General features: G+C 48.1%; 15 protein-coding genes and 1 pseudogene. 7 read left to right on the top strand and 9 right to left on the bottom strand.

Annotated elements, in window-relative coordinates; all coding sequences use genetic code 11:
- Positions 1-78 precede the first annotated feature (78 nt).
- Positions 79-347: pseudogene (locus IAE48_RS06915) on the top strand (metal ABC transporter solute-binding protein, Zn/Mn family); the annotation flags it as partial.
- Positions 348-349: 2 nt separating this feature from the next.
- Complete coding sequence (locus tag IAE48_RS06910) at positions 350-1,159, top strand: DUF1460 domain-containing protein (protein ID WP_200133895.1); 810 nt, start codon at positions 350-352, stop codon at positions 1,157-1,159.
- 16 nt (positions 1,160-1,175) lie between these two features.
- Here IAE48_RS06910 and IAE48_RS06905 read toward each other — a convergent pair whose 3' ends face one another.
- The 5 genes from IAE48_RS06905 to IAE48_RS06885 all read right to left on the bottom strand — a co-directional run bounded on the left by IAE48_RS06905 (position 1,176) and on the right by IAE48_RS06885 (position 5,404).
- Complete coding sequence (locus IAE48_RS06905) at positions 1,176-2,042, bottom strand: isocitrate dehydrogenase (RefSeq protein WP_370568970.1); 867 nt, start codon at positions 2,040-2,042, stop codon at positions 1,176-1,178.
- Between the two features lie 129 nt (positions 2,043-2,171).
- A complete protein-coding gene (locus IAE48_RS06900; RefSeq protein WP_110223140.1) occupies positions 2,172-2,732 on the bottom strand; it encodes a carbonate dehydratase in 561 nt (186 codons plus the stop codon).
- Entirely contained in the window at positions 2,722-3,657 is a 936-nt protein-coding gene (gene folE2, locus IAE48_RS06895; protein WP_110223139.1) for a GTP cyclohydrolase FolE2, read from the bottom strand. Before folE2 ends, IAE48_RS06900 begins: the two co-directional genes overlap by 11 nt.
- Positions 3,658-3,712: 55 nt before the next feature.
- Entirely contained in the window at positions 3,713-4,135 is a 423-nt protein-coding gene (gene dksA / locus IAE48_RS06890; protein WP_110223138.1) for an RNA polymerase-binding protein DksA, read from the bottom strand.
- 69 nt (positions 4,136-4,204) lie between these two features.
- A complete protein-coding gene (locus tag IAE48_RS06885; RefSeq protein ID WP_200133893.1) occupies positions 4,205-5,404 on the bottom strand; it encodes a GTP-binding protein in 1,200 nt (399 codons plus the stop codon).
- 96 nt (positions 5,405-5,500) lie between these two features.
- On the opposite strand from IAE48_RS06885, the gene IAE48_RS06880 reads away from it, so the two are divergent.
- From IAE48_RS06880 to IAE48_RS06865, 4 genes are all read left to right on the top strand, one after another.
- Positions 5,501-5,953, top strand: coding sequence for a Fur family transcriptional regulator (locus IAE48_RS06880; protein WP_110223136.1), 453 nt, complete (start codon positions 5,501-5,503; stop codon positions 5,951-5,953).
- An 81-nt stretch (positions 5,954-6,034) separates the two neighbouring features.
- A complete protein-coding gene (gene cysS / locus IAE48_RS06875) occupies positions 6,035-7,417 on the top strand; it encodes a cysteine--tRNA ligase (protein WP_200133892.1) in 1,383 nt (460 codons plus the stop codon).
- A gap of 69 nt (positions 7,418-7,486) precedes the next feature.
- Entirely contained in the window at positions 7,487-8,617 is a 1,131-nt protein-coding gene (locus IAE48_RS06870) for an NAD(P)/FAD-dependent oxidoreductase (RefSeq protein ID WP_200133891.1), read from the top strand.
- Positions 8,618-8,628: 11 nt separating this feature from the next.
- Complete coding sequence (locus IAE48_RS06865) at positions 8,629-10,278, top strand: nucleoside recognition domain-containing protein (protein WP_200133890.1); 1,650 nt, start codon at positions 8,629-8,631, stop codon at positions 10,276-10,278.
- 266 nt (positions 10,279-10,544) lie between these two features.
- Here IAE48_RS06865 and zigA read toward each other — a convergent pair whose 3' ends face one another.
- Positions 10,545-11,768 carry a zinc metallochaperone GTPase ZigA gene (gene zigA, locus IAE48_RS06860; protein ID WP_117128457.1) on the bottom strand — a complete coding sequence of 408 codons (1,224 nt, stop codon included), beginning with the start codon at positions 11,766-11,768 and terminating at the stop codon, positions 10,545-10,547.
- 36 nt (positions 11,769-11,804) lie between these two features.
- Entirely contained in the window at positions 11,805-12,206 is a 402-nt protein-coding gene (gene hisI, locus IAE48_RS06855; protein WP_016530997.1) for a phosphoribosyl-AMP cyclohydrolase, read from the bottom strand.
- Between the two features lie 155 nt (positions 12,207-12,361).
- On the opposite strand from hisI, the gene IAE48_RS06850 reads away from it, so the two are divergent.
- Entirely contained in the window at positions 12,362-12,844 is a 483-nt protein-coding gene (locus IAE48_RS06850) for a Fur family transcriptional regulator (protein ID WP_117128455.1), read from the top strand.
- Positions 12,845-13,049: 205 nt separating this feature from the next.
- On the opposite strand, the gene IAE48_RS06845 is transcribed toward IAE48_RS06850, so the two are convergent.
- Positions 13,050-14,069 (bottom strand): iron ABC transporter permease, encoded by a 1,020-nt coding sequence (locus tag IAE48_RS06845; RefSeq protein WP_110223131.1) that lies wholly within the window; start codon positions 14,067-14,069, stop codon positions 13,050-13,052.
- The gene (locus tag IAE48_RS06840) at positions 14,069-15,025 is read right to left on the bottom strand and encodes an ABC transporter substrate-binding protein (RefSeq protein ID WP_110223130.1); all 957 of its coding nucleotides are present in this window, start codon (positions 15,023-15,025) and stop codon (positions 14,069-14,071) included. Before IAE48_RS06840 ends, IAE48_RS06845 begins: the two co-directional genes overlap by 1 nt.
- Positions 15,026-15,035: the final 10 nt, after the last annotated feature.

Here is a 15,035-nt window from a genome sequence, read left to right as displayed (position 1 = left end):
AATTGCGGTGCTAGATAAAAATGATATGATATAACATCACCTGACATTAACAAGCAGTGATGTCATCAGGAGATAACCATGCTTCAACTCAACACGGTAAAGATAATCCTGTTAAGCACGCCTATCACAGGATTGACAGCTATCCAGGGGGCTTACGCTGCTGCAAAGTGTAAGGCCATCACGACCTTCACGGTAATTGCTGACATGGCACAGAACGTGGCGGGGACGCCGCAGAAGCCAGTTCGATTACCCGGCCTGGCGCAGAAATCCATGAATATCAGCCTACAACCAGAGTTATAAAGCGCGCTCAGGGGGGAATGAGAAATACCTCTGAGGAAGTTAATGTTTTATGAAAATAGCAACCATCTTTCTCCTTTCGTTTTATAGCTGCACGGGATTTGCTGAACCTCAGCAGGTACGAAGCGACTATTCTACTGAAGAAGGTCAGGCTAAAGTTAACAAAATCCTTCATACCACTTCTTTGTACAGGAAGGGCCTCAGCTATAGTGAACGCGTTGCTCAGATATCTTCCCGTTTCCTCGGAACGCCTTACCAGGCTCATACACTGATTGGATCATCTTCGATGCAAGAGAGGCTGGTCACTAACCCCAGCACCGTGGATTGTTTTACTTTTCTTGATTATGTTCGCTCCATGGCGCACGCCAGTAGCTGGCAAACTTATGTATCTGAACTTGTTAATACCCGTTATACAAACGGAAAGATTGATTTTACTGGCAGAAAACATTTTTTCACGGACTGGGCGGTCACATCTCCGCGAAATGCACAAGATATTACTCAGGACATCAGCCCATATACTATTACTGTCAACAAACAGCTAAACCAGAAGAATAAAAAACAAGAATATGTTAAGGGTCTCGGCATTATCTCACGCCGGATAAGCTATATACCGGCTTCTGCGATAGATAAAGAGGTAATAAATAAACTGCAAACAGGTGATTACGTGGGTATTTATTCAACAAAAAGAGGGCTGGATGTTTCACATGTTGGGATAATTATCAAAAACCACAATAACATCTGGTTCAGAAATGCATCATCATTAGCGAAAAACAGAAAGGTTGTTGACTCGCCTTTTATTAGATACGTAGCTACAAAACCGGGTATTGTAGTTTTACGAGAGAAAACAGATCAATACCCCTGAAAAGTAGAATAGTGTGTCAGGCAATAGCGCCTTTACCCACTCCCTCAAAGGCATGGACTTCTATTTTCGCTGCGGGTAAACCGTGCTCAATTGATTGCCTGATAAATAAAGCCAGTGACTCAACCGTGGTATCACACGGCAGAATATCTACTACCTCAGAACAAAGCATGATTTCAAAGTATCCCTGAGAACTTCGCCAGGAAGAACATGTCAGCCCCTTATGCCAGTATGCTACGGCACGCGGTGAAAGTGTTGTCACTGTAGCGACATCTTCCCGGCTTAACAGATAAGCGTTATTCCATCGCGTTGCCCACTCCTGTTCCCACATATGGCTTCGCTCACCATCCACAAAAATTCTGATCGCAGAGCGATGCCCATGCGCTATTCTCTGGCAATTTCCGCGATGTTTTTTCAGTCCATGCGAGTAATGATAACTGTCACCATTAATACCTTCCGGCCGTAACGTTATCGTTATATCCTTTATTCCCTGCGGCAAACACGCCAGTAAATGTTTTTCTATTTGGGATTCAAGGCAACGGGAATTAATATTATCTGTCTGGACCAGCCAGAAACTCTCCTGCGGCCCGGAAATAAAACACTGGGTCTCCCCATTCTTACGCAGCATGGCGACTCCCGTCGTAGTGCCTGCATGACTAACAATAATATGACTATTTTGTTCCGGCACAATAAGGACATGATCGGCCAGTTTATCAATTTCATGCTTGATACTTTTTTTTGCATGTGAGAAATCCATTACCATTGATTCAGCATTCAGATCCCCCTCAAGAATAATATCAACGATAAGGCTATCGCCAATCAGTCCGGCTTCCGCATCAAGGAAACTAAAATCCATGACCGTCAGATCATTAATAAAAAGTTTCACCGCTACCTCTTTAATAAAACAGAAAAGCCTCTTCCGCAAAAGGTTTGAAGAGGCAAGTATCATTTTGCTACATTAATAACAAATCGTTAATAATACGGTGTTACGTTAACGGCACCAGCCGAGCCATACTCAGAATTCATTGCGTAACTTCTGATAACCTTCGACCAGCTTAACGTTGGTACTGGCCACTTCTTCTGAAAATTGTAAAGAAGCGGGGTCTACCCTCGAATAACTTTTAAGATCGGAATCAGGCCCCACGCGTTCCGTTGATGGAATATAGGTATTCTCAGGCAAGGTAACGCCATCCACAACTGCATTATAGCGAATAACACAACCAGTCTGAATATGACAGTTAAACAACACGCTGTTGAATCCAATAAATACCCGCTCGTCAACCTGACAGGGGCCATGCACTATTGCACGGTGGGCAATAGACGTTCCGCTTCCTATTGTCACTGGCGCGCCGCTTTTTGAGTGAATAACCACCCCGTCCTGAATATTAGAGTGGGAATGGATAATGATAGGATCCATATCCCCGTCTGCATTTAGCTCGTCAGCCCGGATAACCGCATAAGGTCCGACGTAAACATAATCATGAATAATAACACGCCCACAAATGACCGCGGTGGGATCAATATAGGCTTTAGTGGAAACAATGGGGGTATGACCCGATGGGTTTTTACGTAACATTATTACTTCCTTTCCAGTGGATACGGGCAACGGCATTATGAGGATGCAGACTTTCCTGATGCTCGACCCTGATATCAAATGCTTCACAGAAGGGTGCCGAACGAAAAACATTATGGAGCCGACGGGCAGCATCTTCGCAAAACATCAGATTCTGACCGTTAGCCACCGCAAAAGCCTGTTCGTCGCTCCGCTTGACAACCGTTTGCACGGCTGTCCCGAGAGCAACTTCAGCATAATCAATTAGCTCAATCACAGGCAGTGATTTTGCTTCAGGATTAAGCCGGATACTCACCCATGCCCAGCTTCGCTGGCTGTGCGGGGTTGCCGGCATTCCTTTCTCAACAAGCCAGTCCGCTATTTCTGCTGCCGGGAGCCTGTCGATCCGGTTACCAAAGTCTTTGCTAAACTGCAAACCCGCGACGTGGCGGCTAAGCGCAGCGGAAGCAGGACAGGTTGACGAATAAGGGATACCCACTTTGAGGGTAACCGTAAAAGATTGCCTGAGTTCGGCGCTCAGAGTCAGAGGATAGGCTTTCCAGCCGGAGTGATTAGAATTTAACGACTTACGCGACAGTAACACCTCCCCTGAAATCTCAATACTGGCTTCATCACTACGTCCCTGATGCGATACCAGAAATGCTTTCAGCACACGTTGCAATAAATCCGGCGTCATTTCCCCTTGTGTTAGTTCATCCAGTAGCAGATAAAGGCGAGACATATGGATCCCCTTTTCGGCTTCAGGTGAACTGAGAAGGTTGATGCCGGCATTAACCTTTGCGGCCACCGGCCTGCCTGCGATATCTACCGGCAGATCGATTTGCTCCATACCGACCCAGGATAATGACTCACCCTCATCCTCGCCCTTAGTGGACTGAATATCCGGTAGCATGCCGGGGCATAAGGTTTGTTTCGCTGCCATACTCATATATACCTGCCTGATCTGTTATTCGTTCCTATCCCTGCCCGCGCCCCGGGCGGCTTTATTTCTTTCGGTACTGAACCTCAACTTTTTCCTCCTTGGTTTTGGCTTCAATGCTTAATTCTGCGGTGGGCCTGAGTAGCAGGCGTTGCAGGCCGATAGGTTCGCCAGTATCCCGGCAGAAGCCATACTCTCCTTTTTCCAGCCGTATCAGCGCTGCATCATATTTCGGCAGCAGGCGGCTTTCCCTGTCTATCTGTCTGAACAACAGACGTAACTGCTCTTCACGAATGGCGATATCCCCTTCGTCACCCGTTTCGGGATTCTCCTGCAACTGTTGCTTCATTTGATCGATATGATCGAGTACCTCCTGCCTTTCGTGGCGGATAAGCCGCCGGAAGTAGTCCTGTTGCACAGAGTTCATGTAGTCTTCTGGCAGCATAGCCAGGATCTTTTCTCGTTCATCACGGGTAGGTTTAGTCATGTCCTGTACCGATAAAAAGCATATTGAAACGTTATAACATAACATTAACTATCGCTGCAAAATAACCTGTTAAGCCAGCCGGGCCACTTTCGTGGGCCAGGGATCGTGGAAAATCCCCCCATGCTGCCACCAGAGAATCTCCTCTTCAGTGAGTAAACACTGCCGCAACGCAAGGGCGAAATCGTCAATTTCTCCTCTCTCGCCAATAACCGTCAGGCGGCAGCGCCGGTCACCAAATCTGCCCGGCATTTTTGCCAGTTGCTCACGGATAGCTGCGCGTTCTTCCTTTGTCAGTGAATTATCAGTGTGCGTCAGGACCCCGGCTTTCCAGTAGCTTATAAATTCAAGATTGATGCTTCCTGCGGCCTGGTTCCACAGTAATGCCAGGTCATCCCTTCCCGGTAACCAGAAAAAACCCTTACTGCGGTAAACACCTGCGCCCATAAAGCGATGGCAGGTATCCCACAGCCGCTGCGGATGAAACGGGCGGTCATCCTCAATGACACGCCACGAAATATCATATTTTTTGTCGGGTTCATCCGGCAAAACTGCATCAATTGCATCCTGAAGCTCATCGATAAGTAACGCCACCCGATGAAAATCGTAATCCGGCATGGCAAGCAATTCATCCAGCTGTAAATTTCCCCACGGCACAGCCATAATTGCAACCTGCGGATTAAGTGGAAGTATGGCTCTGGCTACCTCAGCGACAACATAGAAGGGCAATCGATCGTTTTTGGTTAGTAAGAGCTTATTACAGAACATAATCTGTTCTGCCAGCAGGCTTTCCACTCCCCGGGTCCCTTTGTTGAGGTGCTCCTGGAAAACCGGAATAAGCTTCTTTCCACCGTCGTAGTCATCATTAAGCATGACCGTATCTACAAGAGACAAAAATGCTTTGAGACTTACCTGGGTATGTTCTCGCAGATAGCGGACCAGGGGAAGAGGATGGCTGCTGCCTGACGTTTCCAGTAAAATAAAATCCGGAGACCGTTTTTCGAGCAGGTTTTTCAGCGCCGAATCCAGCTTCTGGATCCCGCTTCTGCTGCTGATACTGTCTGCTGAAATACTTACAAAATTGTTACTGGCTGCATCAACAATTTCTGTGTTGGCTATCAGGACGCCATCCACATCAAGCTCGCTCATGTCATTAACGATGACCGATACCGCCATTTGCCGTTTGTGTGCCTGTGTAAGAAGGTTTTTTAACAGAGTTGTTTTCCCTGCCCCCAGAAAACCATTAAGGATAATGAGCGGTGTTCTTTTCATAGCATCCAGCCTTATGCTGCTAAACGTTAATGCAATCAAGTTGCAATAATACCGGCTTCCTGCCAGAATTCAAATGACATGACTCGGAGGGGAAATATGACAACACCAGTAGCCAAAACGTATGACTGGAAGCAAACGTTGCGCGCACAGGGTTTGCGGGCAACGCCATCCACCCTTGCTACACTGCAGTGCCTTGAACATGCCAGCCAGGCCATGAGCCATGACGATTTAACTCAGCAACTGGGCGAGCAGGCTCCCGATCGTGTGACCCTTTACCGAATACTGGAGCGGCTAATGCAGGTAAGTATTGTCCAGCGTTATACCGACTCGGCAAGAACTCAGCGTTTCGCTCTGACCCAACGGGCTGCCGTAGGACTTTTTGAATGCGATAACTGCCATCATGTTATTCCTATTGAGCAGGATCCAGCCCTGGAAGCGGCCATTGAACTGGTAAAATCACATCTCACTGGACATGGTATGACCGAACGGGAAATTACCCTTTCCAGTCATGGTATCTGTCCGGACTGTAATCGTACTGTCACCAAATAATTTTTTTCTTATCCCGGACGACTGTTAATTAGCGCCAGGTGTGTTCGTGTGCTGCTATCTAAAAATAATGAGGTAAACGTAATGATTAAACTGACAAACACGCTTGGTATGCAAAAGGAGCTATTAGTTCCGGTTAAAGAGAGCAAAATCGGCATGTATGTATGCGGCGTGACGGTTTATGACCTTTGCCATCTGGGGCACGCAAGAACCTTTGTGGCTTTTGATATGATTGTCCGCTATCTGCGTTTTCGCGGATACGATGTGACTTTTGTGCGTAACATTACTGATATAGATGATAAAATTATTCAGCGCGCCCGTGATACGGGAGAGGACTGGCGCAGCCTGACAGAACGGATGGTGCATGAAATGCACATTGATTTTGCGAAGTTAGGTATCCTGCCACCAGACTTCGAACCTCGTCCCACAGAGCACATCCCCCAAATCATCAGTATGATCGAACGACTTCTGCATCGACAATTTGCTTATATTGCAGAGAATGGTGACGTCATGTTCTCCACGGCATCGGCAAAAGACTATGGAAAGCTTTCGGGACAGGATATTACCATGCTTCGTGCCGGGACCCGCATCGAAGTGAATGAATATAAACGCGACCCGCTGGATTTTGTTCTCTGGAAACGGGCAAAACCCGGCGAGCCCGTCTGGCCATCACCCTGGGGTGAAGGGAGACCTGGCTGGCATATTGAATGTTCCGCCATGAACTGCCATTACCTTGGTACCCATTTCGACATTCATGGCGGTGGCTCGGACCTGATATTTCCCCATCATGAAAATGAGATTGCCCAGTCCACCTCCGCCAATGATGGCCCTTACGTAAATTACTGGCTTCACACCGGCATGGTGACGGTGAATAAAGAGAAGATGTCGAAATCGCTGAATAACTTTTTTACCCTGCGCGATATTCTGAATCGGTTTGATGCCCAGAGTGTGCGCTTCTTCCTGCTAAGCGCACATTATCGTAAGCCTCTGAATTATAGCGAGGAAAATATTCACCTCGCGCGCGCCTCTCTGACACGGCTCTACACCGCATGCCAGTTCGCTGACGGGTCTCGATCTGAACAGCACGATGCATGGCGGGCCAGATTCTGTGAGGCAATGGATGATGATTTCAATACACCCCAGGCGCTTGCCATTTTATTTGAACTGACAAGAGAGATTAACAGGCTTTGCGGAACGAATGATGATGAAGCCTCAGCACTTGCCACCACGCTGAAAGACCTGGGGAATGTGCTGGGTTTGCTTGAACAATCAGCGGATGCCTTTTTGAAAAACCGCAGCGATCTTCATCCTGCAGAACTGCAACTTATTGAAAAGTTAATTCACCAGCGCAGTGAGGCACGACGTATGGGCGAATGGGACAAGGCCGATCGTTTAAGAAATGAATTAGCGGAGCAAGGCATTGAGCTTGAAGATGTCGGCGAAAATACCTCATGGCGTATCCGATAAGTTGTCCCTCTGGATGTAAAAAATTTCAACATTAATTGTTATGTTATAACATAATGAAAGGGTAATTTTATGAACCAACCACGCGAAGTCGTTATTGTCGGTGCGGGTCCGGCTGGGGTAGGTATGGCGGCGCTTCTTCGTCGGAGCGCCGTACAGGATATCCTCGTCGTGGATAGTCACGAAGTGGGTGCCTCCTTTATGCGCTGGCCGGAAGAAACCCGCTTTATTACTCCTTCTTTTTTTTCCAATCCGTTCGGACAAGCCGATCTTAATGCTGTGACGCCTGACAGTTCCCTGGCGCTTTTCTGCGGTGAAGAACACGCCGGGGGAAACACGTATGCAAAATACCTCAATGCCGTGCTGGATGAGTATCAGATCCCCGTCATGGCCCCCGCCAGGGTTATAAAGGTGGCCTTGCTCAGTTCAGGTCATTTTATGCTGACAACAGAAACAGGGGAGAGAATTGAAACGCGCTCATTAATATGGGCTACAGGTGAATTCCAGTTCCCAGACCGGCAGATTTTTCCTGGAGCAGATATTTGTTGCCATTACGCTGATGTGACCAGCTGGAAGGATTTCAGGAAAGGTGAATACATTGTTATAGGCGGCTATGAAAGCGCAGTGGATGCCGCTGTAAACCTGCTGGAAAATGGCTCATCGGTAAGAATGTTAACCCGCTCGGCCCCCTGGTCAACTAACCACATCAGCGATCCCAGTCTATCGCTTTCCCCTTACACCCGTGAGCGTTTGAACAGAGTGATGAATCACCGTCTTTTCGAAATTTATGAAGATGCGGATGTCTGTGAAGTAATCAGAATGCCCGGCCCGGGAAGTTCGTACAAAGTCCATACCACAAACGGACGCGCCTGGGCTACTGACGAGATGCCTGTGCTTGCTACCGGCTTCCAGTGTGGCGGGGGGGCAAGGCAACTGGCTGCTTTTTTCGAATGGAATGATGATGGCTATCCGGTCTTAACGGACGACGACTGCTCAACCCTTTTTCCTGGTTTGTACCTTGTCGGCCCTCATGTGCGGCATGCCGGTAATATTTATTGCTTTATCTATAAGTTCCGTCAGCGCTTTCCCATCGTGGCAGAAAGTATCACGCGTCATCTGGGCCTGTCCTCTGAAGGAGTACGGGACTGGTGGGTTCTGCCTTCAGAGCCTGACTGCTGTGCCGATGAGGACTGTGCGTGCTGAGGTCCGTGTTTATGCAATCATTCGTTTTAATGGGATTAGAAAGTGCAGGAAAATCTACCCTGTTTAATATCCTGACGGAAAGTGCTGCCAGTGATGAGCGTAATTTCAGGGGATCGACCGTTGTATGTCGGGAAGGTCTCATTGATGATGCAGGGATCTGCCTGGTTGATACGCCAGGCATACGTTTTCAGAGCGACAGTGAAACAACGAAACTCGCCCTTGATGCGCTAAATCAGCATGATGGCATTCTGGTGGTTCTGCGGGCCACGCACGCTCTGCAGGAGTGGCAAACGCTCTGTCACCTCATACCGCCACAGGCAAAACACGTTGTTATACTCCTGACCTTTGCTGATAAGATCAGAAAGGGCCTTCTGGAAGTGACTGAATACCTGAGTGAAACATCAGGTGCGTCTGTACTGGCAGTCAATGCCCGAGAAGCTGGCAGCAATGTTCGCCAGGGAATAGTGCAGTTGCTGTTGCAGGATAAACCTGCACCCTCCGCTGTCTCTTTACCCCATCAAAAGATACCGGTAATTAATCTGCTGGCTGAATCTCCTCAACAAACGATATTTGAACATCGTTGGTGTGGAAAAGTTGCTGCAATAGTATGCCTTTTCCTGCTGTTTGCCGTTCCGGTATGGGGGGCATGGCTGCTGTCAGATTTCATTCAGCCTGTCATTGACAGTGCGGTTATTCAGCCGCTTGAGAATATAACGACCAACTGGCCCGACGTTCTGAAAGCATTATTTGTCGGCAATTACGGTCTTTTTAGCCTCGGACTCTATTCTTTCGTATGGGCTTTTCCTGTAGTGGTACTGGTCGGAATATCTCTTTCACTGACAGACGATAGTGGGCTTAAGGAAAGAATTACCGCGACGCTGGATCCCTGGTTGCGAAAAGTGGCTCTCAGCGGCCAGGATCTTATTCCAGTATTAAGCGGTTTTGGCTGTAACGTGGTGGCAGTTTTTCAGAGCCGTTCATGTTCGCGCTGTACCCGGCATGCCTGTATCAGCATGATTAGCTTTGGGTCCGCTTGCAGCTATCAGACCGGGGCGACGCTTTCTCTTTTTAATGCCGCCCATCAACCCTGGCTCTTTATCCCCTATCTCAGTCTGCTGTTTATCACAGGCGCAATACATACGCGACTCTGGAACAGGCCATTAAAGCCTGGCGAGAATCCGCGTTTGACAGAGCTGACCTGGCTACAATGGCCGCGCTGGCGAAACGTGGCGTGGATGCTGAGAAATATCCTCCGTCAGTTCCTCATGCAAGCTATGCCGCTGTTCCTGATTATCTGCCTTATTGCGGGAACGCTTGATTATGCAGGTATCACCCGCTGGCTGAGCGAAACTACTGCGCCTTTACTTCATCTTTTTAAATTGCCAGCAGAACTGATGCCTGGGATCATCTTTTCACTGTTACGAAAAGATGGCCTCATGGTGCTGAATCAGGATGGTGGCAGCGTATTACAGTCCCTCAGCACATCTCAGCTTCTATTGCTTGTCTGGCTCGCCTCTACCCTGATGGCTTGCCTTGTCACGGTATTTACCATCGCCCGGGAAATAAACTGGCGGTTCGCCGCGGCAATGGCAGGAAAACAGGCGCTGAGTTCGTTAGCTGTGGCTCTGGTGATATCCCTGTTATTCATTCATGGAGCATGAATATGATCCCCAAAACTTACCAGCAATGGTACCGGTGCATCACAGAAGAATGTGGAATTCCCTTGACGCAGGCATTTATTGCATCCCGTCTGGCAGTCCTTGAGTCCCAGGACCATCAGGAAACCAGACGTTTTGTCTCGTTATATGGGCAACATCATCTGAATAGTGTTGTACAGTGGTTCAAAAAAGCTGGGGAAGAATTGTTGTAAATCTGTCCCCTTTTCGCTCTCATAAGAAGGCACCCGACAAATACGGGTGCCTTCGATTCATTCTTCGAACCAGGGCTCAACAGGATCGGAATAATGACGCCACTTCTGCGGTCCTTCAGCCATTTCTTCATCCGTTAACAGCGCGGAATCCAGTCTGTTTCGCAGTTCTGCTTCGTTCATCTCCATGCCAATAAAAACCAGCTCCTGACGCGCATCTCCAATGCCGTCCATCCAGTTAGACATAATGAACTTCAGCGATTCATCATCCTCCGGCCAGCGTTCTTTCGGCACACTTGCCCACCACATGCCCCCCAGCCCCTGACGCGACACGCCGCCGGCCTGTGACCAGGAGCCTGCAAATTCCGGACGGCTGGCCAGCCAAAAATAACCTTTTGATCTGACGACCCCGTTCAGTTCATTTTCCATCACCTGCCAGAAACGGGTCGGATGAAAAGGCCGACGGGCGCGAAAGACAAAGCTGGAAATTCCGTATTCTTCTGTCTCCGGCTTATGTTCACCGCGCAATTCTTTCAGCCAGCCGGGTGCCTGAGCGGCTTGATCAAAATCGAACAGACCGGTATTGAGTACATTATCCAGGGGAACCTGTCCAAACTGTGAAACAACGATCCTCGCCCGTGGATTAAGCGAACGTAAAACCGCCATCAATTTTTCTTTTTGCGCTTCACTGATAAGGTCAACTTTATTAAGGACCAGCACATCACAGAATTCAATCTGATCGATCAGCAGGTCAACAACGCTCCTTTCATCGCCTTCACCGAGCGATTCTCCACGTGACTGAATACTGTCTTGCGAACCATAGTCCTTGAGAAAATTGTACGCATCCACCACAGTGACCATGGTGTCAAGGCGGGCCACCGTCGAAAGGCTTTCACCGTCATCGCCCGCAAAGGTAAAAGTTTCAGCAACAGGCAGAGGCTCAGATATACCGGTGGACTCAATGACAAGCTGATCAAAACGCCCTTCATTTGCCAGACGATTAACTTCGAGAAGAAGATCTTCGCGCAATGTGCAGCAAATGCAACCGTTGCTCATTTCTACCAGTTTTTCATCAGTCCGGGAGAGTTCTGCACCACCTTCCCTCACTAGGGCAGCATCAATATTCACCTCAGACATATCATTAACAATGACAGCAACACGACGGCCTTCCCGGTTGTTCAGAATATGGTTAAGCAGGGTTGTTTTCCCTGCTCCCAAAAATCCCGAAAGTACGGTAACCGGCAGGCGTTTATCGCCATGAAAATTTGCACTGACTTCGGACATTACCTTACATCTCCTCAGATATTCGTTGTGTTCGGATTAACCAGGATCGTTGAGCACGGTTAGCTCATCGCCTTTAATGGCGTTGTAAAAACAACTCCGCCGACCTGTGTGGCAGGCTCCACCTTTTTGATCCACAAGCAGTAGTACCGCATCTCCGTCACAATCCAGACGGATATCATGTACTTGCTGAACGCAGCCGGAGGTCTCACCTTTTCGCCAAAGGCATGATCGGGATCGCGACCAGTAACAGGCTCTGCCAGTCAATAAGGTTTCATCAAGAGCCTGTTGATTCATCCAGGCCAGCATCAACACCTCTCCAGTGTCATATTGCTGTGCAATCGCAGCGATCAATCCATGAGAATCCCAGGGTATTGATGCCAGGATATCTTCAAGTTTAAAAACTGCACCTGCATGGGCTTTTTCCAGTAAGAGAAACATTGGAACCTCACTTATCATGTGTTATGTTATAACGTAACAATTGAGTTTGCCAGTTCTTCTTTTTAATTCCGCACCATCACTGCGTCAGCAGAGTTCCAGCCGTCCGAGGTAAGAAAAGAAGATATCGCGTTGACAACGACAGGAGGCCAGAATCGGTGAGCAATAAACCCTATTCTCTGATTACAAGGGAAGCTGCGCTTTCGTCATCGGATTGTGCCGGGCTGAGAGAGCTGATTGAGAGTAAGAAGGTGCGGCTCACACCGCTCCGGGAGAGTGTTTATAATTTCGTCAGTCATGCAAAAGAAAAAGGCATTAGCGCATACCAGATACTAGAATTAATGAAGAAATATAAGCCGAATGCAAAACCGGCTACGGTTTATCGTTCTCTGGATTATTTGCAACAGGCAGGGATTATCGTAAAAATAGAATGCTGTAGTAAATTTATCAGAAAAAATAATTTATCCTCTGATATTGTAACTCTTTTTTTGATTTGCTCAAGTTGCGGAACAATAATTCAACATACTGACCACCTCATTCATACTTGCATTGAGAAAAAAGCAATAGACTATGGTTGTGCTGTACTAAAAAAAGATATTGAAGTTAAAGTGATTTGCCCTGATTGTCGAAGAAAGGGTTAAATCACCAATACGAATAATTATTGAAATCGAGCCAGGCGGTAAATCAATTTTAAAATATCTAAAAGTCATCACACTATTACCTGACTCCATAATAAATATAACCGTCAACAAGGATTGTCGGTTGCTCTCATAATTGGCGTCAACAACCTCTTTCTTCACAATGAATAAAAGACATCAGAGCCTGATTTTTCTGTCTTAAATGAGCTTAACAGGCCGTATTTCTGGACGAATTTCGTGCGAGTAACATGATAATAAACAACCCTCCAATGCCCGCCGTAATAATGCCAATTGGTAGTTCCTGCGGTGCCAGTATCGTCCGGCTGACTATATCGCCGCCACACAGTAATATTGCACCCCAGACGCCACACAAAGGTAACAACAATAGATGCTTAACTCCTGCAAAATGCCGACACAAATGAGGCACCATTAAGCCAACAAATCCAATCACGCCAGTCAATGCCACCAACAACGATGTTGCCAGTGCACAACAGAGAAAAATTTCGATCCGCAGACGACTTACGTTTATCCCCAGAGACAACGCTGTCTGTTCTCCTGCCAGCACACCATCCAGAGAGCGCCACCGCAACAGGACAAAGGCAAACAGCAACACCAGGCTGAATACTGCGAAAGGCAAATTATTCCAGGTGGCTAATCCCAGACCACCCAGTGACCAGAAAAGCACAGAGCTGGCGGCTCGCTGATCTCCCGAAAAAATGAAATAACTGGTCAGCGCCCCGAACAAAAAAGAGATGGCAAGACCGCAGAGAATTAGATGCTCAGCTCCGCGTTGCTTTTTAAAATGAAACAACAGCATTACTGCTATGGCGGAACACACACCACCAACAAACGCCGATACGGGGAGCGTTAATACACCCAGTCGATCACCAAAACGGGTGATCACCAGCACCGCTCCCGCTGACGCGCCGGAGGATAGCCCGAACAAAAAAGGATCGGCCAGATCGTTACGGGTGGTAGTTTGTAACAACGCCCCTACCATTGCCAGTCCCGCCCCTGTCAGCACAGAGAGCAACATCCTCGGTACGCGTAAATCCGTCACAATTCTGCTGACCATGGCAGATACCGGCTCATCCACCAGTTTCAGTGCTCCCAGCACCTGCATTAGCGACAGTGAGACTGTCCCTCTGGTAATACTGAATAACATTAATCCAATCAGCACTACCATGGCTCCCCACATCGCCCAGTGATAACGGTACGACATGGGCATCACTTCGCCGCTGTCGGGTACATTGCCCGCGCGAGTTTTTCCACCGCATCAACGTTAGCAGGTCCCGGCGTCAGTTCAGCATATTGTAATTTCAGGTATCGATGATGCTGAACAGCCGGAGTCAGTTTCATTAACGGATGATTCTCAAGAAAATGACGCAGTGCATCCGCACCGCTGCCCGTCTGGTAATCCAACAAAATAATGAAGTCCGGCTCAGTAGCGGCCACGCTTTCCCAGGAAGTCGTTCCCCAACTGGTATCCAGCGCCTCCATTACATTTTTACCACCAGCCGCCTCAATTATGGCCGTAGGCATCGCATATTTACCACTGGTAAACGGTTTATCCTCGCCTGAGTCGTAGACGAACACCTTTAAAGGACGGGTACCTGCCGCTGGCTTCGGCAGTTCATTCAACCTCTTTTTCCAGCCGCTGACCAGGGACTGTGCGTCATTGCGCTTGCCAAAAATCTTACCCAGCGTGAGGACATCGTTATACAGCAGATCCATGGTGGCTTTATTTTTGTGCGCAGTGGTGAACACACAGCTTTCACTCAGAACAAAAGTCTTGATGCCATATTTGCTTAGCGTATCCGGCGTCACTTCGCCACCCACCTTCATCCCATAGTTCCAGCCAGCGAAAAAGAAATCAGGTTCGGCTGCCAGCAATGTTTCCAGGGTGGGATATTTGGGTGCCAGTTCAGGGATCGAGCCCATCGCCTTTTTAAATTCCGGCGTCATTTTGTACCAGCCACTAATACCGGTCAGCCCAAAAATACGATCCTGCAAATGCAGTGCAAACGCCATTTCTGACATATTAAGGTCGTTGATCACAGCCCTTTTCGGCGGGCCGGCGAATGTTACAGGAGTCCCACAACTTTCAATAGTAACAGGAAAATCAGCAGCACTGGCTACTGAAGCAGACAGTACCGCCAGCAGGGATATAAACAATTTTTTCATCACTGACTCT

It is taken from the genome of Kosakonia sp. S57 (genome assembly GCF_016516575.1).
Taxonomy (GTDB): Bacteria; Pseudomonadota; Gammaproteobacteria; order Enterobacterales; family Enterobacteriaceae; genus Kosakonia; species Kosakonia cowanii.
The sequence above is the reverse complement of the archived record's forward strand: the minus strand, read 5'-3'. Positions and strand labels throughout refer to the sequence as shown.

Excerpts from the sequence above, each read along its gene's own strand:
- IAE48_RS06910 (WP_200133895.1), top strand. The coding sequence starts at position 350 with ATGAAAATAGCAACCATCTTTCTCCTTTCGTTTTATAGCTGCACGGGA.
- IAE48_RS06900 (WP_110223140.1), bottom strand. The coding sequence starts at position 2,732 with ATGTTACGTAAAAACCCATCGGGTCATACCCCCATTGTTTCCACTAAA.
- folE2 (WP_110223139.1), bottom strand. The coding sequence starts at position 3,657 with ATGAGTATGGCAGCGAAACAAACCTTATGCCCCGGCATGCTACCGGAT.
- dksA (WP_110223138.1), bottom strand. The coding sequence starts at position 4,135 with ATGACTAAACCTACCCGTGATGAACGAGAAAAGATCCTGGCTATGCTG.
- IAE48_RS06885 (WP_200133893.1), bottom strand. The coding sequence starts at position 5,404 with ATGAAAAGAACACCGCTCATTATCCTTAATGGTTTTCTGGGGGCAGGG.
- IAE48_RS06880 (WP_110223136.1), top strand. The coding sequence starts at position 5,501 with ATGACAACACCAGTAGCCAAAACGTATGACTGGAAGCAAACGTTGCGC.
- cysS (WP_200133892.1), top strand. The coding sequence starts at position 6,035 with ATGATTAAACTGACAAACACGCTTGGTATGCAAAAGGAGCTATTAGTT.
- IAE48_RS06870 (WP_200133891.1), top strand. The coding sequence starts at position 7,487 with ATGAACCAACCACGCGAAGTCGTTATTGTCGGTGCGGGTCCGGCTGGG.
- IAE48_RS06865 (WP_200133890.1), top strand. The coding sequence starts at position 8,629 with ATGCAATCATTCGTTTTAATGGGATTAGAAAGTGCAGGAAAATCTACC.
- zigA (WP_117128457.1), bottom strand. The coding sequence starts at position 11,768 with ATGTCCGAAGTCAGTGCAAATTTTCATGGCGATAAACGCCTGCCGGTT.
- hisI (WP_016530997.1), bottom strand. The coding sequence starts at position 12,206 with ATGTTTCTCTTACTGGAAAAAGCCCATGCAGGTGCAGTTTTTAAACTT.
- IAE48_RS06845 (WP_110223131.1), bottom strand. The coding sequence starts at position 14,069 with ATGCCCATGTCGTACCGTTATCACTGGGCGATGTGGGGAGCCATGGTA.
- IAE48_RS06840 (WP_110223130.1), bottom strand. The coding sequence starts at position 15,025 with ATGAAAAAATTGTTTATATCCCTGCTGGCGGTACTGTCTGCTTCAGTA.